The organism is Paenibacillus allorhizoplanae (assembly GCF_927798215.1).
Lineage (GTDB): Bacteria > Bacillota > Bacilli > Paenibacillales > NBRC-103111 > Paenibacillus_E > Paenibacillus_E allorhizoplanae.
The window spans coordinates 1-23,146 of record NZ_CAKMMW010000044.1 but is presented as its reverse complement, the minus strand read 5'-3'; the positions used below and the strand labels follow the sequence as shown (position 1 = coordinate 23,146).

Here is a 23,146-nt window from a genome sequence, read left to right as displayed (position 1 = left end):
GGACCCACGCGTTCCCATCTCGAACACGACCGTTAAGCCCTCCAGCGTCGATGGTACTTGAACCGCAGGGTTCTGGGAGAGTAGAACGTTGCCAAGCAGTCACCTGATATAGGGATCTTTTAGTGGAGCTAAAAGTCTCTCTACATTGGGTATTTTTTTTGCCGAAGCTTTCGGAAAAAATTTTAGGCCCGTTGGTCAAGTGGTTAAGACACCTCCCTTTCACGGAGGTAACAGGGGTTCGAGTCCCCTACGGGTCACCATTTCCACAAAATATATGAACGCTTAGCTCAGCTGGGAGAGCACTACCTTGACAGGGTAGGGGTCGGCGGTTCGATCCCGTCAGCGTTCACCATATAGAATTTTGCATGGAGCTGTGGTGTAGTGGCCTAACATGCCTGCCTGTCACGCAGGAGACCGCGGGTTCGAATCCCGTCAGCTCCGCCATTTAAGTTTGAAATCATACCTTGGCTTTGTAGCTCAGTCGGTAGAGCAGAGGACTGAAAATCCTCGTGTCGGCGGTTCGATTCCGTCCAAAGCCACCATTTTCTAAATGAATAAGCCGTTGTAGCTCAACTGGTAGAGCAACTGACTTGTAATCAGTAGGTTGGGGGTTCAAGTCCTCTCGACGGCACCATTTTTCCTAAGAAGGTTTGGGGAAAAGAAGTTATCTAATGTGGCGGTCGTGGCGAAGGGGTTAACGCACCGGTTTGTGGATCCGGCATTCGCGGGTTCAAGTCCCGTCGTCCGCCCATTAATTTCTCAGTGAAGTCAGCTTCGGCTAGCAACTTCATCATTTGCCTGATTGACAACATGCGCGTATGGCGGAATTGGCAGACGCACTAGACTTAGGATCTAGCGGGTGACCGTGGGGGTTCAAGTCCCTCTACGCGCATTATATGCCGGCATGGCGGAATGGCAGACGCGCTCGACTCAAAATCGAGTCCGAAAGGGTGGAGGTTCGAGTCCTCTTGCCGGTATCAAAAGCAACACACACGAAAAGCCTTACACTGTAAGGCTTTTTTTGTTGTTCTCATATGTTATTCTTTGTTTTTCTGTGCTAATTGTTGAATTACCTGATCAACTTTCGCAATATGCTGAGACATTCTCTCTGCAGCAAGCTGCTCGTCTTGAGCCGCAATTGCCTCAACAATATCGCGATGCTCTTGCAGAAGCTGTTCGGCCGAAGCACGCTCTGCAAAAAACCACAGACGCCGCGAGGCTTTCATGCTCTGTTGTAATCGCTCCGTCAAGGACTCCATCATCCCTAAGAATAGGGTATTCTGAGATGCCTTAGCGATCTCCAAATGAAAGCGAATGTCTGCATGTTCGCTTTCTTCCTCATTACCAAGTGAAGATTCCATATCACGAAGGATTTCTTTAAGAACGGATAAATGCTGCTCAGTACGGCGGCTAGCCGCTAAGGTTGCACAGCCAGCCTCAATGAATCTGCGCACCTCCTGCACTTCCTGAAGTGTCTCGCTGTGGTCAAAGAGACTACTCGATTCCGTCGGTAATGACGTAACGACATAAGTGCCTCCCCCATGTCGAATATCGACCCAGCCCATAGCTTTAAGCCCACTGAGTGCTTCTCTGATCGTAGATCGGCCGACTTGGAAGCTTGCAGCAAGATCAACGACTGTAGGAAGCTTAGAACCAGGAGCATAAGTTCCTTCCTCAATTTGAGCTTTAATATGTTGAAGCACGATTTCCGAGCCCTTTTGTGGTCGGATTTGCTGAAAAACCATAAGTATCCCCCTGAAAATCGCTGATAAAGTTCTATACATCTATTACATCATAAGCTAAAATAGAAGGAAAGTCATCTGATCACATGATCACTTGTAAAAACATCAAGAATTACTAAGGAATGTAGCATACTAAGTAAGCGCTCAAGGGAGGATTCTTCATGCTCGATAATCAAGTTAGACAACAATTACAGGCCATTGTAGGCGAAGCCTTTTATAAAGATGATATGGAATCTCTAGTTACCCATTCCTATGATGGGACACCGATGCTCCAGTCCTTACCTGACGGTGTGATCTATCCGAAAGATACTGCACAGGTTTCAGGTATTATGAAGGTGTTGAATGAGCATCGCATTCCCCTGATCAGCAGGGGTTCGGGTACGAATTTGTGTGGAGGTACTGTACCTGTACAAGGTGGGATCGTCATGGTTATGCATCGTATGAATGCGATCCTAGATATCGATCTGCAGAATCTGACAGCCACCGTGCAACCGGGGATCATTACGAAGGAATTCATCGAGCAAATTGAGGGATTGGGCTTATTTTATCCACCAGATCCAAGTTCGATGGCGATTTCCACCATTGGCGGCAATATTGCAGAGTGTTCAGGCGGTCTTCGCGGTTTAAAATATGGCACAACCAAAGACTACGTGATCGGCCTTGAGTGTGTTCTTGCATCAGGTGAAATTATGCGTACCGGTGGAAAGCTGATGAAGGATGTAGCCGGGTATGATTTAACGAAGCTGCTAGTCGGCTCCGAGGGCACGCTTGCAGTTATCACAGAAGCTACGCTTAAACTGATTCCTCCTCCAAAGGCGAAGAAAACAATGTTGGCGATGTACAAGGACTTATACGGCGCGGCGCGCACTGTTTCCAAAATCATCGAGAATCGCATCATTCCAGCAACCTTGGAATTCATGGATAATCCAACAATTCGTGTTGTAGATGATTTTGCAAACCTTGGACTCCCATTGGATATGGCTGCTATTTTGCTTATTGAACAAGATGGCGAGCCAGAGATGGTTGAGCGTGACATTGCCCTCATCTCTGAGATTTGCAGGGAGGAGCAGGCAGATGAAGTCAGCATCGCGAGCACACAAGAGGAAGCGCTGAAGCTACTAACAGCAAGACGTAGCGCCTTTACTGCTCTTGCTCGCTTACGTCCGACGACGATACTTGAGGATGCAACGGTACCTCGCTCCAAGATCGCGGAGATGGTTCTAGAAATCAATCGAATAGCTACCAAGCATGATGTTCAAATTTGCACGTTCGGTCACGCAGGCGATGGCAATCTACATCCTACCGCAACAACCGACGCAAGAGATCATGATGAAGTTCATCGTGTAGAAGCGGCGTTTGAAGAGATTTTTGAAGCCGCGATTCGTTTAGGTGGAACCATTACTGGTGAACATGGTGTTGGGTTAGTGAAAGCGCCATTCCTGGAATGGAAAGTGGGAAGCAGCGGAATCGCCATGATGAAGGGGATTAAGGATGCGTTCGATCCGAACCATATTCTAAATCCAGGTAAAATGTTTGCCAAGGAATCTAGACGCAGGGTGGTGATTGATCGTGTCTAAGGGCCAAGGAGCAACACTTCAGGAAACGTTAATGCAGAAACTGGACTACGACCAATTAACGAATTGCATGCGTTGTGGATTCTGCCTGCCAGCTTGTCCGACATTTAAAGAAACAGGGATCGAGGCAGAGTCTCCGCGGGGCCGCATCTCTCTGATGAAGGCAGCCGTAGATGGCCTCATGGAGCCAGGGATACGCTTCGAAGATCAGATGAACCACTGCTTGGGTTGCCGCGCGTGTGAGCCTGCCTGCCCAGCTGATGTGAAATATGGCCAATTAATCGAACAGGCTCGCGATGCCATTGAAGTGCATACAACCCAGCATAGATGGTGGGTAAAGGGTGTGCGGAAGCTCGTATTCAAAGAGCTATTTCCATCCCAACAGAGAATGCAGCTGCTCGGGACAGGGCTTCATTTTTACAAAATGTCAGGTATCCAAAAGTTAGTTAGAAAAACCGGTGTAGTCGGTCTATTCTCGAAGCATATGGCTACGATGGAGAAAATTCTTCCTGATGCTTCAGGCAAGGGAATTGTTGAACGTCTTGGTACGTTTATACCGGCAAAAGGCAAAAAGCTGGGCACTGTGGGGATGTTCCGTGGATGTTTGATGGACGTCCTATTCACTGAAACGAATATAAGTACGGTGAAGCTTTTGACCGAGGCTGGTTTCGATGTCGTCATTCCTGAATCGCAGAACTGCTGCGGGGCTCTTCATGCCCATAGTGGAGAAACAGATCAAGCGAAGCAAATGGCCAAAAGTAATATTCGCGCTTTCCAAGAGGCAGGAGTCGATTACATTATTTCGAATGCAGGAGGTTGTGGAGCGATTCTTGTTGAGTACGATCATCTGCTTCATGATGAGGAAGAGTGGAAGGAAGCCTCCACTTGGTTCGCCAAACGTGTGAAGGATATCAGCTCCATTCTGGTGGAGAAAGGTCGGCCTCTACGTTTTGCAGAAACACTATCACAACAAGGTCCAACACGTGTTACGTACCAAGAGTCCTGTCATCTTCGCAACGTAATGAAGGGCAGCCAACCAACGAAGCAATTACTGCAAAGGGTAAGTAACACCGCGTATATCGAAATGAAGGATTCTGGTTCATGCTGTGGTTCCGCAGGTATTTATAATATGACTCAGCCCGAAATGGCCAATCAAATCTTAGAGCATAAGATGGAAAATGTGAATGCAACAATAGCATCCTACGTGGTCACGAGCAATCCAGGATGCTTACTGCAAATGAAGTTAGGTATTGATAAACATGGGCAAACCGGGCATATGGAAGCCGTTCATATCGCGGACTTCCTCTACGACCGGTTAGTGAAGCAAGATTAGAATGAACGGAAAGACTTTCGAGCAGCAGCGGGCGTAATGCCAAACACTCTTTTGAACATCGCATGAAAATGAGGTAAACTTTCAAAACCGCACATGTCCGCGATTGTACCGACACTAGCATCACTTTCTTGAAGCAGCTGTTTGGCACGGATGATGCGCTTAGTTATGAGATAGGTACTGATATTCATACCAATGAACTGTTTAAATACCCTGCTGAAATGAGCGGGCGTGACGGAAACTTGTTTGGAGAGTGCTTGGAGTCCGATATCTTCACAGAAATGCTGGTCAATATAGAGTATGATTTCTCGCATCCAAATAGGGCCGACAAGCGTGTCCAATTTGGGTGACTTGATGTCTGTGGTCATTTCACGCTGGATAGTAAGCAGCAATTGAAGCAAATGAATAAGGATAGATTGGCGTTTACCAATGGTTGGATGTTTATATTCGTTTTCAATAACATCCAAAAGTAATTCTAGGTGTTGACTCTGTGGTAAGCGCATCTCGAACTTATAGTTACGAAGTGTCGCGGCTTGTTCAAAGCATTGTAAATAGGAGAAGTCATCTCCTAAAGAGGGCAACTGTACAATACTTGGAGAGAAGTAAATCGCAGTGGACGTCACAGGGGACTCTTTATCTGGTGTCGCTCGATGAATCGTATTCCCTGGAATAAGAAAGAGATCACCTTGTTTCATTTCATAGAAGGTATGATCGATAAAAAAAGTGCCACGTCCCCGATACACATAGACAATTTCATACCAGTCATGGAAATGGTCAGGAAGCTCGCTAAGCGAGCTTTTTGTATTTTTATGGGCAAAAGACATGGGGAAGGCGTCATGATTATCGAAAATTTTACGAATAGGATCCACAATAACCACTCCATTCTTCTACAAGATAGTTTGATAATATCAAAAAACCGTATAGTTATGCTAGATATCGATATTTCATATCGAAAATTTAATGATAAAATGGAAGAAAGCGATATCATATTAGGTGAGATGGATAAGGAGAATCATCATGCGTATTGATGCACATCAGCATTATTGGAAGATCGACCGAGGGGATTATGGATGGCTTACACCAGCGCTCCCTGTATTGAATCGTGATTTTTCACCAAATGATTTGGTACCACATCTTGAGCAATTCAACTTAGATAAGAGCATTGTGGTTCAAGCTGCGCAAACTTTAGAGGAAACTGATTATTTACTAACTTTAAGTGAAAGCACGGATTCGATTGCCGGCGTTGTTGGATGGCTTGATTTGGACGATCCTGATTATCTTATTCATTATAAAAAATGCAGTCAGCACCCGAACTATCTAGGCTTTAGGGTTATGATTCAGGAGCTCCCTGATGCACGTGTTATTCTTCAGCCCCATTTTGTGGACGCCTTGCGATATTTCGCTAAGGAAGATGTACCCGTTGATTTGCTTGTCCTCGCTCATCAATTAGAAGTCGTCATCGAGCTGTTAGAACTAGTCCCAGGTTTGCGAGCGGTCATTGATCATATTGCGAAACCGTCGATTGCCGAAGGTGTGATTGAACCCTGGAAAAGCCAAATGGCGACTATTGCAAAGCACCCCAGTCTATATTGTAAAGTTTCAGGCATGGTGACCGAAGCCAACCATTCTGATTGGAAGCAGGAGGATTTTACGGCGTATGTCCAGCATATTTTGGGGATTTTTGGAACGGAGCGTGTGATGTTCGGAAGTGATTGGCCAGTTTGTCTACTCGCGGCTGAGTATGAGGACGTTGTCGATGTTGTGAATCAATCCTTGCCAGATAGCTGGTCAGAAAAGGATAAGGCTCGCTTATTCGGTCTAAATGCAATGGAATTCTATAAATTATGAAATATCGCAAATGAGGCAAAATTGGCCTCGATGTCTATGAGTAAGAGTGCTCGAATGTGAGAGGAGGGCAAACATGAAAGCGATCGTCTGTGAACAAGTTGAGCATTTAAAGTATGTCGAGGTAGAAGAACCAAGTGTAGGTGTGGGAGAAGCACTCGTTCGTATTCAGCGAATCGGCATATGTGGGACGGATTTGCATGCTTTTAAAGGGAATCAGCCTTTCTTTAGCTATCCGCGTATTCTAGGGCATGAGCTGGCAGGGTATGTAGAGGAGCTTGGTGCGGGAGTAACGGATGTTGCAGTTGGCGATCTTGTAAGCGTCGTTCCCTACATGCATTGTGGGCAATGTATTGCTTGCCGAAATGGCAAAACAAATTGCTGTACAGACATGAAAGTGCTTGGCGTACATATGGATGGAGGCATGGTAGAGCGTCTAGCTCTCCCTGTAAGTCAGCTGATCAAAGCCGAGGGGCTATCTCTTGATCAAGCTGCAATGCTAGAACCACTTAGCATTGGTGCACATGCGGTGCGTAGATCAGAGCTGCGTACAGGGGAAACGGCGCTAGTGATTGGAGCGGGCCCGATTGGGCTTGGGGTAATGATTTTGGCGAAGCAGCTTGGCGCTAATGTTATAGCAATGGATATTAATGAGGAGCGATTAGCATTTTGCCGGGAATGGGCAGGCGTCGATCAGACCGTGAATGCGCTCCAGCATCCGAAGGAAAAGCTAGCGGAGCTTACGAAGGGCGAATTTCCTACCGTCGTTTTCGACGCAACTGGAAATGCTAGATCGATGACAGATGCGTTCGGTCTTGTTGCTCATGGCGGCAAACTTGTTTACGTCGGACTAGTAAAGGCAGATATTGCCTTCCATGACCCTGATTTCCACAAGAAGGAGCTGACGTTAATGGGGAGCCGTAATGCGACCATGGAGGATTTTGATACGGTGATAAGTGCATTCAAGACGGGAAGCATCGACATTGAGCGCTATATTACGCATCGTAGCTCCTTCGAGGAAATGGTAGAGCAATTCGAAACGTGGCTGAAGCCGGAGTCCAAGGTGATTAAGGCGATGGTTTGTTTGTAAAAAGGGGACACACTCGGTGGAAGCTGAGTGTGTTTTTTTGGCTATATTACCCCGGATTCTCCAACTCAGCTACAAATGCGGCAGCAGCAGTCGAGAGCGGCATATTCTTCAAAGTGATAATCCCTATCTTGGTTGAGGGGATCGACGCCTCAAGATTGACCTCAAATAAGCTGCCCTCTGCTAATTCTTTGGCGACAAACTCCTTCGTAACAAAGGAAACGCCGAAGCCAATCTTAGCAAATTCAATGAGTAAGTCCACACTGCCCAGCTCAATCTCCGGCTCCAAAAGTAAGCCGTTATCACTGAACAAACGGGTGACGAATTTCCTGGAGGAGCTATTACTAGAAAATAAGATAATTGGATAGGCGAGAAGTTCTGCCAACGTAACCTTACCCTTAGACAGTTCGCGGTACTTGGGTCCCGTTACGAAGCAGTCCTGAATGGTGATACCCTCACGAACCTGAAGCTGATCATCATGAATAGGTGTTCTCACAATACCGATGTCGATTTTGCCTTCTTTTAAATTTTTTACAATCTCAGGTGTCGTCCCATGGACTAGATTAATTTGGATATGTGGATATTGAACGTGAAACGATTCCAGAAAGGGAAGAAGATAGTGTTTGCACAAGGAATCACTGCCACCGATTTTGATTTCTCCGCTAGAGAAATTTCGCAGCTCATTGAGCTTTTCCTCCGCTAGGGAGATGAAGTTGTAAGCTTGTTCAATATAGGAATAGAGGATGGCTCCCTCTTTGGTTAAATCAACGCCTTTAGACGTACGAGCAAACAGAGGAAGCCCTAGGCTTTCCTCCAATAATTTGATGGAGTGAGAGACACTGGGCTGTGTGATATACAGCTCTTTGGCAGCTTTGGACAGACTTCCGGATTTCGCTGTTAAATAAAATACTTTATACAACTCGAAATTAACCATATAGACACCTTCTATAGCGAGTATCGAAACTATCAATTATTTGAATGCACCATCTCCTCTTATAATAAAGAGATAAGGTAACAAAAACAACCATATAGATGGAGGCGTATCTCATTGAATGGAACAACGGTTGGCATTGAAGAATTAAGCATTAATGCGATTAGAACGCTTACAATTGATGCTGTCGAGAAAGCAGCTATGGGTCACCCAGGCATGCCAATGGGCGCGGCGCCAATGGCGTATGCGCTATGGACACGTCATTTGAAGCACAATCCAGTTAGCCCGAAATGGGCGGATCGTGATCGTTTCGTCTTGTCTGCAGGGCATGGCTCCATGTTGCTTTACAGCTTGCTTCATCTAAGTGGGTATGATGTATCTTTGGACGATATCAAGGAATTCCGCCAATGGGGAAGCCGCACACCTGGGCATCCAGAGTACGGTCACACCGTTGGTGTAGAAGCTACGACAGGTCCGCTTGGTCAAGGTGTTGCCATGGCTGTGGGTATGGCGATGGCTGAAGCACATCAAGCTTCCGTGTATAATAAACCGAATTTTCCAGTTGTTGACCATTTCACTTATGCCATTTGTGGAGATGGCGACTTGATGGAAGGTGTTTCCTCTGAAGCAGCTTCCTTAGCTGGACATCTCAAATTAGGTAAACTAGTCGTTCTCTACGATTCCAACGATATTTCGCTCGATGGTGACTTGAACATGTCGTTCTCCGAGAACGTCAAGATGCGTTTCGAGTCCTACGGCTGGCAATACCTCCGCGTGGAGGAGCAGAACAACGTCGACGCCATCTCTGCGGCGATCGCAGAGGGCAAGGCGGATCTCAATCGACCGACGCTGATTGAGATCAAAACAACCATCGGCTTCGGCTCGCCGAACAAAGCCGGCAAAGGCGGCCACGGCGGCACGCATGGCTCGCCGCTGGGCAAAGACGAGCTGCTTCTGACGAAGCAAGCTCTGGGTTGGCCCCTCGAGCCGGACTTCTACATCCCGGCTGAGGTTTACACCCACTTCGCCCACCACAAGCAGGTGGGGGCTCAAACAGAAGCAGCCTGGGAGCAGCTGTGGCACAGCTACCAGGCGGCCTACCCCGAGCTCGCTAAGCAGTTCGAGCTCGCGAACAGCGGCGACCTTCCGGCGGATTGGAACGCCGATGTGCCGCGCTACACCCCCGAAAGCGGTGCGATCTCGACGCGCACAGCATCTGGCAAAGTGATTAACGGCTTGGCGAAGCGGGTACCTCATCTAGTAGGCGGCTCTGCCGACCTTGCGAGCTCCAACTTCACTATGATCGGCGATGCTGCAGCTTTCAGTGCAGCCGATTACAGCGGCCGCAACTTCTGGTTCGGCGTCCGGGAATTCGCCATGGGCGCAGCGCTGAACGGCATGCTGCTGCACGGCGGACTGCGCGCTTTCGGCGGCACGTTCCTCGTGTTCAGCGACTATCTGCGCGGTGCGATCCGTCTGTCAGCGCTGATGAAGATCCCAGTTGCGTACGTCTTTACGCATGACAGTATCGCTGTCGGCGAAGATGGCCCGACGCATCAGCCGATTGAGCAGATCCCATCCCTACGGATGATTCCGGATCTCACGTTGTTCCGTCCTGCGGACGCGAACGAGACAGCAGCTGCATGGGAGTATGTTCTTCAAGCGAAGGAAGGTCCGTTCGTATTCGCACTTTCCCGTCAAAATCTACCTGTGCTTCCAGGTACGGATAAGCTTGCTTTTGATCATATTCATCAAGGGGCTTACGTTCTTTCTGATGTTGCTTCTGGCGAGACTACGGACATTCAACTCATTGCGACTGGCTCAGAAGTGAGCTTAGCACTTGACGTGAAGAAGCAGTTGGCGCAAGATGGTATTGGAGCTCGTGTTATTTCCATGCCAAGCCGTGAATTATTTGAGCAGCAGCCAGAAGAGGTACGGAATGCAATTATTTTACCTCACGTGCGTAAGAATGTTGTGATGGAAATGGCTTATCCGGCTGGATGGGAAGAAATTACGGGACAAGAAGGTTTCGTTGTCGGCATCCGCAAGTTCGGAGCATCAGCGAAAGCAGATCGCGTCATTCGTGAATATGGCTTTACCGCAGAAGCAATCGTTGGGCAAATCAGACAGAAGTATTTCCAATAAGCACCCATAGCGGGAGAAAAGGTAGGGATACAGGATGAAATTGTTTATCGACACAGCCAATGTAGAAGAAATTCGTAAAGCGCACGCGTTAGGTGTAGTTGCAGGTGTAACTACTAACCCTTCATTGATTGCAAAAGAAGGAAGAGACTTTTTTGAAACAGTGAAAGAAATCATCTCTATCGTTGGTGATGTTCCGATCAGTGCTGAGGTTGTTTCCTTGAAAGCTGAAGAAATGGTTGAGCAAGGTAAGAAGCTTGCGGCATTAAGCCCGAATGTTGTTATTAAGCTGCCAATGACATTGGATGGTTTACAAGCAACAAGCGTGTTCAGATCACTTGGCATTCCAACGAATGTAACGTTGATTTTCAGTTCAACTCAAGCTTTACTAGCTGCTCGTGCGGGTGCAACGTATGTGTCTCCGTTTATCGGACGCTTGGATGATATCAACCAAGTTGGTATGAACTTAATCAAAGAAATCAGCCAGATTTTCCAAGTACACGGCATCAAATCCGAAATTATTTCTGCGAGTGTACGTCACTCTGCGCATGTCATTGAAGCAGCGCTTGCAGGATCACATATTGCGACAGTCCCTTATAAAGTGATAGAATCAATGAGTAAACACCCGCTGACAGATGCGGGGATTGAGAAGTTCCTTGCTGATTGGGAAGGCGCTAAGCAAGAAAAGTTCTAAACAAGAGATGACTCGCCCGAAGGGGCGGGTCTTTTTAAAAGGAGAAAATAGCGATGATTATCAGCGATGTGAAGCATTTTGAGCAAGAACGGCATTTATGGCCAGCGGCGGTAGCGCGAGGTATCGACTACATTTTGAATCGGAATTTGGGAGAGCTAGAAGTAGGACGGTATGATCTAGAGGGCGATAATGGCCACTTGATGTACGCCAATGTGCAAGAATCCGTGACGCGTCCAAGGGAAGAACAAATGCCGGAGTCGCACGTCGTTTATACGGATATTCAGTTCCTAGTGAGCGGGGAGGAGCGTTTATGCTTCTACAAGCTGACTGATGAGGCAATTATTGTGGATAACAAGTATGAGACACATGATGTCGCTTTCTACGAATCACAACACGCATTGCCTGAAACGGATATTTTTCTCAAACCTGGCATGTTTGCCGTATGCTTCCCATCCGATATTCATCGGCCTAATTGCCTCATTACGGAATCAACAACGAATAAGAAGATTGTGATCAAAATCCATAAGGATTTGCTGCAACTCTAGCAAAAAAGTCTGCTCACGCCAATTTATTTGGCTAGGCAGACTTTTTGTTTAAGCTTTTGATTAGGTTTTACTGGCCATCATTCTGGCTTGCTTCCATTTCCCGAAACGATAATAAAGCAGGTTCAAACTGGCAGCAACACTGAAGCTGACAGGGAAACTCCACCAAATCACATCGAAACCGTACTTGTGCGATAGCACAGTGGCAAGTGGGATGCGAACAAGTAACAGTGCAACAAATGCAACGATAAGAGGGAACACAACAGATCCCGCAGATCGAACGACACCTGCAACAACATTGAAGACGCCGAAAATAATAAAAGACCAAAGCGTAATATTGTTAATATGAACGCCTATATCAATCGCCTTCCCTTCAGGTGGCAGGAAGAATGAGACGACTTCTCGATTGAACAGGTGCAAAACGGCAACAATTAGTCCAGTCATCAAGATATTAACGCCTACGCCTGTCCACGTAATCCGGTTGACACGCTCCCATTTCCCAGCGCCAATGTTTTGCGCAGCCATCGAGGTTACAGCTCCACCAATAGCCATAGCGGGCATTTGGACGTAACTTGATATTTGCATCGCCACACCGAAAGCTGCGGTGGATTCTGAGCCATAGGCATTCACGAGATGAACCAGCATCAGATTACTTAGAGAAACCACGACCATATTTAAGCCCATGGGCAGCCCTTTTTGTATCAGTGTTCGAATAATCGTCCAATCGATTCGTAGCAAAGGAATGTCCTCTTTGGTAATGCGAAGAAAATACTTCTTCTTATACAAGTAAGCAATGAGGAGCACGAAGCTCACTAGTTGCGCGATAAAAGTCGCTACAGCGGAGCCGGCAATCCCCATTTTCGGGAATGGTCCCATCCCTTGAATCAGCAAAGGATTGAGGGCGACATCAAGGATTGCTGATAAAAGTAAGAAGTAAAACGGGGTTTTCGCATCCCCAGAGCCACGTAAAATGGCCATGATTAAATTATAGCCGAACATGAACGGAACACCTGCGAACATTATTCGCGTATACGTCACTGCAAACTCTTTGACATCAGGCGGAGTATTCATCCAGTCTAGGATCGTGGTGGAGAAGATCCATCCCAGTAAGGCGACGATTATGGATAAAACGAGGAAGAAGACTGTGCTTGTTCCGACTACTTTTTTGGCCTCTTGAACTTTCTTAGCTCCCAGATTTTGACCGATAAGAATGACGGCAGCCATGGCAATCCCGAAGATGGAGCTAATTAAGAAGAACATAATAATATTCGCATTCGATGTTGCGGCAAGGGCGACTTCACCTAAATATTTCCCGATCCAAATGGTATTGATCGACCCGTTTAAGGATTGTAGAACGTTCCCTAATAGTATGGGGAGTGAAAATAAGATCAATGTCTTCGTAATCGGGCCCTCCGTTAGCGAGGGACGAGCTTTTGGAGATGATGATGGCTCTGGCATGATTTCCTCCGTAAATTTCACTTGTTCGATAGAATAGTTTTCTCACTACTATATCAGTTTCATGCTTCTTTCTGAAATTTTACGAAGTGATGCCTCTAATGTCGGATCCAACGATCGAATAAGAATGGACCGAATGGAATAAATGCCGCAATGAAAGCTGCAAGTACGCGTCCAAAAGACCAGCGATGTAGAAGTGTGACCCAAGCAATCGATAGCAGATAGAGCGAAAATAGAAATCCATGAGCAATCCCTACGACAAAAACAGCTTGTGGCAGATCGAAAGCGTATTTAAGTGGCATGGCGATACCAAGTAAAATGAGAAAAGAGGAACCCTCGGCCCAACCGACATAGCGTAAGGCTTGTAAAGAACGTTGTAACACAGTAAGCAACTCCTTTTTATGAATGAAAGTAAATTCATCCTAAGATAGAAATATGAATGCAGTATGAACAAGTGATGTCAATTGGACACAATCTAGTTTTTTTAGTACGATAGGCAATAGAACGTATTCCATGTATTCATAGACTCATTTGAGTGTTATATATAGGTAGGGGGAAAGCAGATGCTTCGTCTTGGCGAGAAAATTATCTTCATTGCTGATCGTTTAGAACAGAATCTGCCTATTGGCGGATATGGCTATTTAATTGCGTATGACCGAAATAATGATAACATTTTCGACTATGTCGTACGTGTCCCTAAAGAGAACAAACATTACTATGTGACTGCAACTGATATTGAGCTGGAAGAAGTGCTTCTGCAGCAAGAGGCAGAGCAAGCCCAGAGAGAAGCTTTAATAGATTACGCTCTCGCAACGAACAATGAAGCCTTATTCCGTAAAATAATGAATGGCGAGTCCGCCACAGAGCCAGAGAAGGAAAGGGACAAGGAAGTACAGTCCCGTGAAGAATTCATCAAACAAATCGGGCTGAAAGCTTGGATTTAACAATAGAGAGCGTCGGTGGACATGCACCGTCGCTTTTTTCATTCATCACGCTTAATCCTTATTCTGGATTGAGTTCGCAAAATATCTGGGATATAATGAAAAGAATGACTAAATGCTGATACAAGGGGTGCAGAATACGTGAGCATAACGAAGAAAGATGTCGATCATGTCGCCAAGCTGGCTAGACTCGATCTCAATGATACCGAAAAAGATCTATTTACAGATCAGCTTAATGCTATTTTAAAATATGCCGAGCAGCTCAATCAATTAGACACCGAAGGTGTTGTACCAACTAGCCATGCCATGCCATTAGTAAATGTCATGCGTGAGGATGTTGCAAAGCCGTCTTTGCCGATTGAAAAAGTCATGCTGAATGCCCCTGATCATGAGGATGGGCAGTTCAAGGTTCCAGCTGTTTTAGAATAAGTTAGAGATGAAAGGGAGTGCCTGTCGTTGTCTTTGTTTGAATTAAACCTACAACAAATCCATGCGAAACTGCAAAGCAAAGAACTCAAAGTTTCGGATCTCGTGGATCAATCCTATACAAGAATTGGGCAAGTGGAGAGCAAGGTTCGCGCTTTCCTTACATTAGATGAAGAGAATGCACGTCAGACGGCTGCTAAGTTGGACGAGCAGCTTTTAAGCAATGCTACACGCAGTGATGTATTCGGTTTGCCAATCGGAATCAAGGATAATATGGTAACCGAAGGTTTGAAAACAACCTGCGCAAGCAAATTTTTATCCAATCATATTCCGATTTATGATGCGACAGTCGTGAGCAAGCTCAAGGAAGCTCAAGCGGTTACCATCGGCAAACTCAACATGGATGAGTTTGCGATGGGCGGCTCCAACGAGAACTCCGCGTTCCACCCGACCCACAATCCGTGGAACACGGATTATGTGCCAGGCGGTTCCAGCGGTGGCTCGGCAGCTGCAGTCGCTGCAGGCGAAGTGTACTTCGCGCTGGGCTCCGACACCGGTGGCTCGATTCGCCAACCGGCTGCTTACTGCGGTATCGTCGGTCTGAAGCCGACGTACGGACTCGTGTCCCGCTATGGTTTGGTCGCTTTCGCGTCCTCCTTAGACCAAATCGGGCCGCTTACGAAGAACGTAGAAGATGCTGCGTACGCGATGCAAGCTATCGCAGGTTACGACCCGAAAGACTCCACTTCTGCGAATGTGGACATCCCGAACTATCTGAGCGCATTGACGGGTGATGTCAAAGGACTGCGCATAGGCGTACCCAAAGAATACATGGGCAAAGGAATCGACCCAGCTGTAAAAGAGAAAATTCTTGAAGCGCTCAAAGTACTTGAAGGTCTTGGCGCTGTATGGGAAGAAGTTACGCTTCCACATTCCGAGTATGCGGTAGCAACGTATTACTTGCTCGCTTCCTCCGAGGCTTCTTCCAACTTGGCACGTTTTGACGGCATCCGTTATGGTGTTCGTTCAGATAATGCACGCAATTTGTTGGATCTCTATAATCTTTCCCGCAGTGAAGGTTTTGGTCCTGAGGTTAAACGTCGGATCATGCTTGGCACCTACGCACTGAGCTCAGGCTACTATGACGCGTATTACCTGAAAGCCCAACAAGTTCGCACACTGATCAAGCAAGACTTTGATCAAGTGTTTAACAACTATGACATTATCATCGGGCCAACGGCACCAACGACAGCTTTCAAAATCGGCGAGCAGAGCAGTGATCCACTCACGATGTATTTGAATGATATCATGACGATCCCGGTCAGTTTGGCAGGTATTCCTGCAATTAGCGTACCATGCGGATTTGTGAATGAACTTCCGGTTGGCTTGCAAATTATCGGCAAAGCATTGGATGAAGCTACCGTTTTGCGTGTAGCCCACGCTTTCGAACAGCACACAGACCACCACAAGCAGCGCCCGCAATTGTAAGTTATTAACGAAGGAGGCATTCACTTTGTCGGCAACAGATACCCAATTTGAAACCGTAGTCGGTCTTGAAGTTCACGTAGAGCTTCATACCGCTTCCAAAATATTTTGTAGTTGTGCAACCTCATTCGGAGCACCTCCGAATACGAATACATGTCCTGTATGCTTAGGCCACCCAGGCGTCCTGCCAGTCCTTAACCGTCAAGCGGTCGAGTATGCGATGAAAGCGGCAATGGCCCTCAATTGCACAATCGCAACGGACAGTAAATTTGATCGCAAAAATTACTTCTACCCTGACTCACCCGATGCTTATCAAACGTCCCAATATGATAAACCGATCGGCGAGCATGGCTGGGTCGACATCGAAGTTGGTGGAGTTACCAAACGTATCGGAGTCACGCGTGTCCACCTGGAAGAGGATGCAGGTAAGCTGACGCATATTGATGGCGGCTATGCTTCTCTCGTTGACTTAAATCGTGCAGGAACTCCGTTGATCGAGATCGTATCCGAACCTGATCTGCGCTCACCCGAGGAGGCTCGTGCTTACCTTGAGAAAATTAGAGCGATCATGATCTACTGTGATGTGTCCGATGTGAAAATGGAAGAAGGCTCGCTTCGTTGTGATGCGAATATTTCCATCCGACCGTTCGGACAAGAGAAATTCGGCACACGTGCTGAGCTTAAGAACATGAACTCCTTCCGTGGGGTGCAGCGTGGACTTGAGTATGAAGAGTATCGCCAAGCGGAGATTCTGAGAAGCGGGGAAGAAGTCATTCAAGAAACTCGCCGTTGGGATGAAACGCAAGGTAGAACTCTCGCAATGCGCGGCAAAGAAGATGCGCACGATTATCGTTATTTCCCAGATCCGGATCTGGTTAGCCTTTACATTGATGATGCATGGAAAGCACGTGTACAAGCTTCGATTCCAGAATTGCCAGATGCCCGTAAAGCAAGATACAGCAATGAATATGGCTTGCCTAGCTATGATGCAGCTGTTATCACTGCTTCTATGCAAATGGCTGACTTCTTTGAGGAAAGCTTGAAGTATACACAAGATGCCAAAGCTGTCTCGAACTGGATCATGGGTGATTTGCTTGGTTATCTGAATGCCAATTCCCTTGAATTTACCGATGCCAAAGTTACAGGCAAAGGGCTAGGCGAAATGATTGGTTTAATCGAGAAAGGCACGATTTCCAATAAGATTGCCAAAACGGTGTTTAAAGAAATGATCGAAACCGGTAAAGAGCCGCAGAAGATCGTGGAAGAGCAAGGTCTTGTTCAAATCAGTGACGAAGGTGCTATCAAAGCAATTGTCGAGCAAGTAGTTGAGAACAGCCCGCAATCCGTTGCAGATTTCAAAGCTGGTAAGGAAAAAGCCGTAGGCTTCCTTGTTGGACAAGTAATGAAAGAAACCAAAGGTAAAGCGAATCCAGGACTCGTCAATAAATTAATTGTGGAGTGCCTGAACAGCAAATGATAAGTTAAAAGTGGTGATCCTCTTAGCAGGGCACCACTTTTTTAATTTCCAATGTAGGAGTGATTACACTGTCCATCCAGCAACTAGTTCTACAAACGAATGAAGAAATCTTGACCCTACTTGCGCTTCAAATCGCTTCCTACCGTGTAGAGGCTGAACTGATCGGTTTTGATGATATCCCTCCTTTGAAAGATGGTATTCAATCAATACGTGAAGCGAAGGAAACTTTCTATGGTTTCTTTGTCGATGATCATGAGGGACGGTCACTCGCGGGCGCCATTTCATTTGAGCGTGAGGGCTGTATTGTTACGATTTGCCGTATGATGGTTCATCCCAATTTTTTTCGTAGGGGGATTGCTAGCTCCCTTTTACAGCATATAATGAAAGAACAAGAGCTAGCAGGAGCTGCTCGATTTATCGTATCCACAGGAACTGAGAATTTACCGGCAATACGTCTCTATGAGGGGCATGGTTTTATCGTAAAACGCGTCTTTACTGTTCCTCCTGGCGTTAGTCTAACAACATTCGAGCGTCCTGCTACAGGCCATTAGCGTCAAATCTAGTATCCAATCACCTGCCACTTAATAAATTCTTTTGATTTGAGGTAAAAAGGGAGCGTTTACATGGAGAATCCTTGGGTAATTGATCAGCTGCATATCACAATTAGACTAGTATTAGCACTTTTTCTTGGTGGCTTGATTGGATTTGAGCGAGAGGTAAGCTCTCATGCAGCAGGTCTGCGCACGCACATTCTGGTATGTGTCGGCTCGGCCCTCGTGATGCTGCTTTCAATGTACGGGTTTAGCGCGTTTGTGAATGAGGTCAATGTACGTATTGATCCATCTCGTTTAGCGGCTCAGGTTATCAGTGGAATTGGATTTCTAGGTGCGGGTACGATTATGTTCAATGGAAGATCGATTACGGGGCTAACGACAGCAGCGTCACTATGGGTCGTTGCGGGAATTGGTCTTGCGATTGGAGCGGGTTTTTATTATCCGGCAGTCTTAGTTTGCTTCATGGTATTGATATCCTTATTTATTCTAAATAAAGTAGAGCATAAGTATTTCAATGGGAAAAAAGTACGCGTTCTCAAAATACAAGCGATTGATCAACCAGGCACCTTAGGGTTAATTACAACGATCCTAGGTAAACGTAAGATAGATATTAAGCAGATTAAACTAGAAGAATCGGAAGATGACAGTAAGGATAATCATGTTCAAATTACGTTTCATGTAACAATACCGAAGCCATCCATTATTGGCTTAGTGCTCGAAGAAACCAATCAAATTCAAGGGGTCACTGGTGTGGCTATCGAAAATAGTAAAAACTGAAGATTTGTTTCTTTGAACCATCATTGACAAAAGTTGAAGAACACACGTACAATATAATGTAAGGTTTTAATGACTAATTCAGGTGGTGAGTACCATGGCAGCACATTTAGAACAGGCTTTAGCAAAGTTGAAAACAACAGGTGTTCGGATGACGCCCCAGCGGTATGCGATTCTTTCCTTTTTGCTGGATTCCATGACTCATCCGACAGCGGATGATATTTACAAATCGTTAGAATCGAAATTTCCTAACATGAGCGTTGCGACTGTTTACAATAATCTTAAAGTATTTATTGAATCGGGACTTGTTCGGGAATTAACTTATGGGGACAGCTCCAGTCGTTTTGATGCGGATATGACAGACCATTATCATGCGGTTTGTGAGGTATGCGGGAAGATTTCTGATTTCGAATACCCTCCACTGTCAGACATTGAGACAACAGCAGCGTTGCATACAGGTTTCCAAGTTGGCGGATATCGATTGGAGATTTATGGTGTGTGCCCGGATTGTACGGTTACTACCAAGCATTAACTATACGCAAAATTCCTCATTATGTGGTTTCCTGTTGTATAATGAAACGTGTTCAGCCCTTCTTTTGTGAAGAGCGGACACGTTTTTTTCTTTTTATCCATACCAATTGCCAATAAGGAAGTGAAGTGTTGAAATCATCCAAAAAAGTAATTCTGATTAGCGCATTGTGTTTAGGGATGTTCGCGGCAGGCGCGGGAACATTTCTGATCCAACAGCTAGCACCCAATCGAACGCATGTTGAGACGGATTTCCACGAGCTGACAAAGCCAATTTTTTATGAAGGCAATTATTATAAATCAAGTGCGATTGGAGAAAAGGAAGGTCTGAAGCTTCCGCTTGATTTCGTTCAGAAATGGATCGATCCGACCATTATATATGAAAAAAGCAGTGATTCCGTCATCATAACCACCAAAGATAAAGTGATGCAAATGAAGACGACGGAGCTTTCAGCACTCATGAATGAAAAACCAATTTCTTTATCCTTTCCCGTCGAGAAGAAAGAAGATACCATCTACTTGCCTGTTGAACCTCTGAAGCAGCTGTATGCATTTGAAATAAGGGAATCAGTAAAGTCAGGTGCAATCTTGCTCTTCAAACAAGGCGATATTATCAAGTGGGGGAAACATATAGGGAAGAAAGAGACTCAATTACGCACGGAAGCTACAATTAAAGCACCGATTATCGCGACGATTGCTGTGAATGAACAGGTCATGATCATGGGACTTGAAGAAAATTGGTACAAAGTGCAGCTAGAGAGCGGACCGATTGGTTTCGTTCGCAAGAGTGAAATCACGGAGGATCATGACGAAACGATACCGCTGCAAGAGCAATCAGTATCCACCTATGTGCCTTGGAAACCTATAACCGGTAAGTTAAATATGACCTGGGAACATGTTATTACGAAGAACCCAGATACCTCCAAGATCAGTGATATGCCTGGTTTACAAGTGATAAGTCCAACTTGGTTCTCTGTCGCAGATAGCGAGGGGCGCATTAGTAACTTGGCAGATGCCTCTTATGTTAAATGGGCGCACGACCGTAATTACCAAGTATGGGCGTTATTTAGTAATGGCTTCGATGCGGATCGCACGACTAAGGTACTAGCAAACTATGATCTACGTATGAAAATGATTAAACAACTACTCGGCTTTGCCCAGACTTACAAGCTACAGGGTATTAATATCGATTTTGAAAATGTTTATCTCAAGGATAAAGAGAACCTGGTACAATTCGTGCGAGAAATGACTCCTTTTATGCATGAGCAAGGTTTATCGGTTTCCATCGATGTAACACCCAAATCAACCAATGAAATGTGGTCTGTGTTCTACGATCGTCCAGCTCTAGCAGAGGTCGTCGATTATATGATGTTGATGGCCTATGACGAGTACTGGGCCACGAGTCCGAAGTCTGGGTCGGTATCTTCCTTGCCATGGGTAGAAAGGTCCGTTACAGCGCTTCTAACGACGGATAAAATCCCGCCATCTAAGCTTGTCCTCGGCGTGCCATTCTATACACGACAATGGACTGAAGAAACGAAGAACGGTAAATTAACCGCAACATCCAAAACATTAACCATGGAAGCCGCACAAACCATCATAAAGGATAAAAAGCTAACTCCTACATTTTTGGCCGATACTGGTCAAAATTATGTGGAATACAAAGACGGAAGCAAGTTAATTCGTATTTGGCTGGAAGATGAAGTTTCAATTAAAGCTAGGTTGGCTTTGGTTGATAAATATAATCTAGCCGGTGTGGCCACCTGGAGAAGAGGTTTTGAGAAGCCTGAAATTTGGGGTGCATTGAAGGATAATTTACCTATCTTAAAATAAAAAGAAAGCCGAACCCTATTAATGGGCTCGGCTTTCTTCTTATTAGTGAGGCTTGTGCTCATGTTCGCGACTTGGCTCAAAGTGAGCCGTTTGTGTAGCCGCCGTTTCATTTTCACCAACGGGCTCATACTGTGGATCAATCGTTAGAATCGTTTTACAAAACATGCATCGATCTGTTTTACCTAGCATTTTCGTTCTTCTACCGCATTCCGGACAATCGATGACAGTTGCAGATGTTGAAAGCATCCCCGCCCAGAAGTAAATACCCATACTCACCAGTACACTGATCATACCAATAATCATGAAGATGACGGCAATTACGCGGCCTACTTGTCCCCAATCGAAAACGACACCAGCAAGTCCTATAATCATAAGCAGCATCCCACCCATGGTCATTACCAGTCCCCATAAGCGGAATTCATTTACTTTACTTGATCTAAATCGCACTGTGTATTCCTCCCCAATCTTTCTAGCACATGTTTTGTATGAATTGTCACAGAAATCAGCAGGAAACCCGTTCACCCTTGTAGAAATAAGTAAGAAACAATTGGAGACAGGAGCTTTGGACACCCATGGGAATTAATAAAGAGCAGTTATTGCTTAAGTTCCGGAATGACCCTAGAATCATTAGCGTCATGGCGGTAGACAATCCTAAGCAACTTCCCTCACTGACAGATGGTTTTGATACGCTACTTTTAATAGTAACCAACGACCTGAGACTGAACAATCATACAACTAATTATATAAGAGACGATTCAAGGATACAAGAAAGATGGACTGATCCTACTTCAATAGAGCAATGGATTCGGCATGGTGTTAATCGCAATATTCTTCACTGGCTGTTAAAAGGGGAGATACTTCTGGATCAGAACACTTATTTAGAAGGCCTGCGCCATCGAATACTTGAGTTTCCCGGAGACTTGCGCGAGCATAAGCTGCTAATTGAATTTTCACATTTTCTACGTAAGTATTTGCAAAGTAAAGAATACATTCTAGACGATCATATTCTGGATGCTTATAACAACATTCTCGAAGCGCTACACCACTGGGCACGGATTGTTATTGTGGAAGATGGCTATCACCCTGAAATCACGGTTTGGAGACAGATTCGAGCGATTAATCCCGGGGTCTATAAACTTTATGAAGAGCTAACAATGAGTAAGGAGACTTTGAAGCAGCGGGTCCAACTTGTTCTACTTGCTTGTGAATTTTCGGTTATGTCCAAAATGGAGCACTGCTGCGAGGCGTTTATTCAAATCCTCAGGGACAGCGAGCATCCGCTAAGCTCGGATGAACTCCAACAACACTCGCAGTTAGTTGAAATCAAGTCTGAGCTTCCTCTTTTGCTCAATAAACTAGTCAAAAAAGGTTTAATCAAAGAAGTTGCTGTCATTATTGATGAGCAAACATCCGAAATCGAGTTAAGGTATACGAGTGTATAACGCGTTAAATCCTTTAAGAATCAGGCGTTTTCCTGGTTCTTTTTTTATTCTCATTTTAATGCTTGACTTTGATTGCGATTCTATGATAAATTAACTCTCGCCGCTAAAAACGGTAACGCATTTGAAACCAACGAGTTCTATGATGTAAAGCGAAGCTGAAAAAACAGAAATAAAAAAAGCTTGCATTGATTGGTTCGAATGTGATATATTATAAAAGTCGCCGCTAAACGGATGACGAAGAAAATGAAAGAAATTGATCTTTGAAAACTGAACAACGAGTGAGTAAGCACAGTCGAGTAATCGACTATAAAAGAGATTGCAAAATCTCGCTAGCTTCAAATGAG

Annotated in this window: 22 protein-coding genes, 8 tRNA genes and 1 rRNA gene; 25 read left to right on the top strand and 6 right to left on the bottom strand. The window is 45.5% G+C overall.

Features of this window, described 5'->3' with window-relative positions:
- The 9 genes from rrf to L6I86_RS34530 form a co-directional block, all read left to right on the top strand.
- Positions 1-97 (top strand): 5S ribosomal RNA (gene rrf, locus L6I86_RS34570); the annotation flags it as partial.
- 88 nt (positions 98-185) lie between these two features.
- Positions 186-260 (top strand) — tRNA-Glu (locus L6I86_RS34565).
- Positions 261-276: 16 nt separating this feature from the next.
- Positions 277-352: transfer RNA gene (locus L6I86_RS34560), tRNA-Val, on the top strand.
- 15 nt (positions 353-367) lie between these two features.
- Positions 368-444, top strand: a tRNA-Asp gene (locus L6I86_RS34555).
- A gap of 22 nt (positions 445-466) precedes the next feature.
- Positions 467-542 (top strand) — tRNA-Phe (locus L6I86_RS34550).
- Positions 543-558: 16 nt separating this feature from the next.
- Positions 559-634 (top strand) — tRNA-Thr (locus tag L6I86_RS34545).
- Between the two features lie 42 nt (positions 635-676).
- Positions 677-749: transfer RNA gene (locus L6I86_RS34540), tRNA-His, on the top strand.
- Positions 750-812: 63 nt separating this feature from the next.
- Positions 813-892 (top strand) — tRNA-Leu (locus L6I86_RS34535).
- A gap of 6 nt (positions 893-898) precedes the next feature.
- Positions 899-977: transfer RNA gene (locus L6I86_RS34530), tRNA-Leu, on the top strand.
- Positions 978-1,037: 60 nt separating this feature from the next.
- Here L6I86_RS34530 and L6I86_RS34525 read toward each other — a convergent pair.
- Positions 1,038-1,745, bottom strand: coding sequence for a FadR/GntR family transcriptional regulator (locus L6I86_RS34525; RefSeq protein WP_236293354.1), 708 nt, complete (start codon positions 1,743-1,745; stop codon positions 1,038-1,040).
- 158 nt (positions 1,746-1,903) lie between these two features.
- Between L6I86_RS34525 and L6I86_RS34520 the strand changes: the two genes are divergently transcribed.
- Positions 1,904-3,319, top strand: coding sequence for an FAD-linked oxidase C-terminal domain-containing protein (locus L6I86_RS34520; RefSeq protein ID WP_236293352.1), 1,416 nt, complete (start codon positions 1,904-1,906; stop codon positions 3,317-3,319).
- Between the two features lie 31 nt (positions 3,320-3,350).
- Entirely contained in the window at positions 3,351-4,649 is a 1,299-nt protein-coding gene (locus tag L6I86_RS34515; protein WP_236293356.1) for a (Fe-S)-binding protein, read from the top strand.
- Here L6I86_RS34515 and L6I86_RS34510 read toward each other — a convergent pair.
- On the bottom strand, positions 4,646-5,515 hold the full coding sequence (locus L6I86_RS34510; RefSeq protein ID WP_236293350.1) for an AraC family transcriptional regulator: 870 nt from the start codon (positions 5,513-5,515) through the stop codon (positions 4,646-4,648). The genes L6I86_RS34515 and L6I86_RS34510 overlap by 4 nt on opposite strands.
- A gap of 148 nt (positions 5,516-5,663) precedes the next feature.
- Here L6I86_RS34510 and L6I86_RS34505 point away from each other — a divergent pair, with 148 nt between their 5' ends.
- Both L6I86_RS34505 and L6I86_RS34500 read left to right on the top strand, forming a co-directional pair.
- On the top strand, positions 5,664-6,494 hold the full coding sequence (locus tag L6I86_RS34505) for an amidohydrolase family protein (protein ID WP_236293348.1): 831 nt from the start codon (positions 5,664-5,666) through the stop codon (positions 6,492-6,494).
- A 73-nt stretch (positions 6,495-6,567) separates the two neighbouring features.
- Complete coding sequence (locus tag L6I86_RS34500; RefSeq protein ID WP_236293346.1) at positions 6,568-7,581, top strand: zinc-binding alcohol dehydrogenase family protein; 1,014 nt, start codon at positions 6,568-6,570, stop codon at positions 7,579-7,581.
- Positions 7,582-7,627: 46 nt separating this feature from the next.
- On the opposite strand, the gene L6I86_RS34495 is transcribed toward L6I86_RS34500, so the two are convergent.
- The gene (locus L6I86_RS34495; protein WP_236293344.1) at positions 7,628-8,512 is read right to left on the bottom strand and encodes a LysR family transcriptional regulator; all 885 of its coding nucleotides are present in this window, start codon (positions 8,510-8,512) and stop codon (positions 7,628-7,630) included.
- Between the two features lie 114 nt (positions 8,513-8,626).
- On the opposite strand from L6I86_RS34495, the gene tkt reads away from it, so the two are divergent.
- Genes tkt through L6I86_RS34480 form a run of 3 tightly spaced genes read left to right on the top strand, consistent with a single transcriptional unit; the run spans position 8,627 to position 11,890 of the window.
- Complete coding sequence (gene tkt / locus L6I86_RS34490; protein WP_236293342.1) at positions 8,627-10,654, top strand: transketolase; 2,028 nt, start codon at positions 8,627-8,629, stop codon at positions 10,652-10,654.
- A 34-nt stretch (positions 10,655-10,688) separates the two neighbouring features.
- Positions 10,689-11,345, top strand: coding sequence for a fructose-6-phosphate aldolase (gene fsa / locus L6I86_RS34485; RefSeq protein ID WP_056620620.1), 657 nt, complete (start codon positions 10,689-10,691; stop codon positions 11,343-11,345).
- A gap of 53 nt (positions 11,346-11,398) precedes the next feature.
- Entirely contained in the window at positions 11,399-11,890 is a 492-nt protein-coding gene (locus L6I86_RS34480; RefSeq protein ID WP_236293340.1) for a NanQ anomerase/TabA/YiaL family protein, read from the top strand.
- Between the two features lie 60 nt (positions 11,891-11,950).
- Here L6I86_RS34480 and L6I86_RS34475 read toward each other — a convergent pair whose 3' ends face one another.
- Positions 11,951-13,345 carry an MATE family efflux transporter gene (locus L6I86_RS34475; protein WP_236293338.1) on the bottom strand — a complete coding sequence of 465 codons (1,395 nt, stop codon included), beginning with the start codon at positions 13,343-13,345 and terminating at the stop codon, positions 11,951-11,953.
- A 95-nt stretch (positions 13,346-13,440) separates the two neighbouring features.
- Positions 13,441-13,725: a DUF3817 domain-containing protein gene (locus tag L6I86_RS34470; protein WP_236293337.1), complete on the bottom strand. Its 285-nt coding sequence runs from the start codon at positions 13,723-13,725 to the stop codon at positions 13,441-13,443.
- A 180-nt stretch (positions 13,726-13,905) separates the two neighbouring features.
- On the opposite strand from L6I86_RS34470, the gene L6I86_RS34465 reads away from it, so the two are divergent.
- The 8 genes from L6I86_RS34465 (at position 13,906) to L6I86_RS34430 (ending at position 21,360) form a co-directional block, all read left to right on the top strand.
- Positions 13,906-14,286, top strand: a complete 381-nt coding sequence (locus tag L6I86_RS34465) for an ATPase (RefSeq protein WP_236293335.1) — start codon at positions 13,906-13,908, stop codon at positions 14,284-14,286.
- A 138-nt stretch (positions 14,287-14,424) separates the two neighbouring features.
- The gene (gatC, locus tag L6I86_RS34460; protein ID WP_068663417.1) at positions 14,425-14,712 is read left to right on the top strand and encodes an Asp-tRNA(Asn)/Glu-tRNA(Gln) amidotransferase subunit GatC; all 288 of its coding nucleotides are present in this window, start codon (positions 14,425-14,427) and stop codon (positions 14,710-14,712) included.
- 27 nt (positions 14,713-14,739) lie between these two features.
- The gene (gatA, locus tag L6I86_RS34455; protein ID WP_236293333.1) at positions 14,740-16,197 is read left to right on the top strand and encodes an Asp-tRNA(Asn)/Glu-tRNA(Gln) amidotransferase subunit GatA; all 1,458 of its coding nucleotides are present in this window, start codon (positions 14,740-14,742) and stop codon (positions 16,195-16,197) included.
- 25 nt (positions 16,198-16,222) lie between these two features.
- Positions 16,223-17,671 (top strand): Asp-tRNA(Asn)/Glu-tRNA(Gln) amidotransferase subunit GatB, encoded by a 1,449-nt coding sequence (gene gatB, locus L6I86_RS34450; protein ID WP_236293331.1) that lies wholly within the window; start codon positions 16,223-16,225, stop codon positions 17,669-17,671.
- Positions 17,672-17,730: 59 nt separating this feature from the next.
- Positions 17,731-18,222, top strand: coding sequence for a GNAT family N-acetyltransferase (locus tag L6I86_RS34445; RefSeq protein WP_236293330.1), 492 nt, complete (start codon positions 17,731-17,733; stop codon positions 18,220-18,222).
- 72 nt (positions 18,223-18,294) lie between these two features.
- Positions 18,295-19,002 (top strand): MgtC/SapB family protein, encoded by a 708-nt coding sequence (locus L6I86_RS34440; RefSeq protein ID WP_236293328.1) that lies wholly within the window; start codon positions 18,295-18,297, stop codon positions 19,000-19,002.
- A gap of 94 nt (positions 19,003-19,096) precedes the next feature.
- Entirely contained in the window at positions 19,097-19,531 is a 435-nt protein-coding gene (gene perR / locus L6I86_RS34435) for a peroxide-responsive transcriptional repressor PerR (RefSeq protein ID WP_056620600.1), read from the top strand.
- A gap of 128 nt (positions 19,532-19,659) precedes the next feature.
- Positions 19,660-21,360, top strand: a complete 1,701-nt coding sequence (locus L6I86_RS34430) for a glycosyl hydrolase family 18 protein (RefSeq protein ID WP_236293326.1) — start codon at positions 19,660-19,662, stop codon at positions 21,358-21,360.
- Positions 21,361-21,402: 42 nt separating this feature from the next.
- Here the strand turns inward: L6I86_RS34430 and L6I86_RS34425 are convergent, their stop codons facing one another.
- The gene (locus tag L6I86_RS34425) at positions 21,403-21,807 is read right to left on the bottom strand and encodes a YgzB family protein (RefSeq protein ID WP_173121572.1); all 405 of its coding nucleotides are present in this window, start codon (positions 21,805-21,807) and stop codon (positions 21,403-21,405) included.
- A gap of 125 nt (positions 21,808-21,932) precedes the next feature.
- Between L6I86_RS34425 and L6I86_RS34420 the strand changes: the two genes are divergently transcribed.
- The gene (locus L6I86_RS34420) at positions 21,933-22,802 is read left to right on the top strand and encodes a nucleotidyltransferase-like protein (RefSeq protein ID WP_056620596.1); all 870 of its coding nucleotides are present in this window, start codon (positions 21,933-21,935) and stop codon (positions 22,800-22,802) included.
- Positions 22,803-23,146 lie beyond the last annotated feature (344 nt).

Excerpts from the sequence above, each read along its gene's own strand:
- L6I86_RS34525 (WP_236293354.1), bottom strand. The coding sequence starts at position 1,745 with ATGGTTTTTCAGCAAATCCGACCACAAAAGGGCTCGGAAATCGTGCTT.
- L6I86_RS34520 (WP_236293352.1), top strand. The coding sequence starts at position 1,904 with ATGCTCGATAATCAAGTTAGACAACAATTACAGGCCATTGTAGGCGAA.
- L6I86_RS34515 (WP_236293356.1), top strand. The coding sequence starts at position 3,351 with ATGCAGAAACTGGACTACGACCAATTAACGAATTGCATGCGTTGTGGA.
- L6I86_RS34505 (WP_236293348.1), top strand. The coding sequence starts at position 5,664 with ATGCGTATTGATGCACATCAGCATTATTGGAAGATCGACCGAGGGGAT.
- L6I86_RS34500 (WP_236293346.1), top strand. The coding sequence starts at position 6,568 with ATGAAAGCGATCGTCTGTGAACAAGTTGAGCATTTAAAGTATGTCGAG.
- L6I86_RS34495 (WP_236293344.1), bottom strand. The coding sequence starts at position 8,512 with ATGGTTAATTTCGAGTTGTATAAAGTATTTTATTTAACAGCGAAATCC.
- fsa (WP_056620620.1), top strand. The coding sequence starts at position 10,689 with ATGAAATTGTTTATCGACACAGCCAATGTAGAAGAAATTCGTAAAGCG.
- L6I86_RS34480 (WP_236293340.1), top strand. The coding sequence starts at position 11,399 with ATGATTATCAGCGATGTGAAGCATTTTGAGCAAGAACGGCATTTATGG.
- L6I86_RS34475 (WP_236293338.1), bottom strand. The coding sequence starts at position 13,345 with ATGCCAGAGCCATCATCATCTCCAAAAGCTCGTCCCTCGCTAACGGAG.
- L6I86_RS34465 (WP_236293335.1), top strand. The coding sequence starts at position 13,906 with ATGCTTCGTCTTGGCGAGAAAATTATCTTCATTGCTGATCGTTTAGAA.
- L6I86_RS34440 (WP_236293328.1), top strand. The coding sequence starts at position 18,295 with ATGGAGAATCCTTGGGTAATTGATCAGCTGCATATCACAATTAGACTA.
- perR (WP_056620600.1), top strand. The coding sequence starts at position 19,097 with ATGGCAGCACATTTAGAACAGGCTTTAGCAAAGTTGAAAACAACAGGT.
- L6I86_RS34420 (WP_056620596.1), top strand. The coding sequence starts at position 21,933 with ATGGGAATTAATAAAGAGCAGTTATTGCTTAAGTTCCGGAATGACCCT.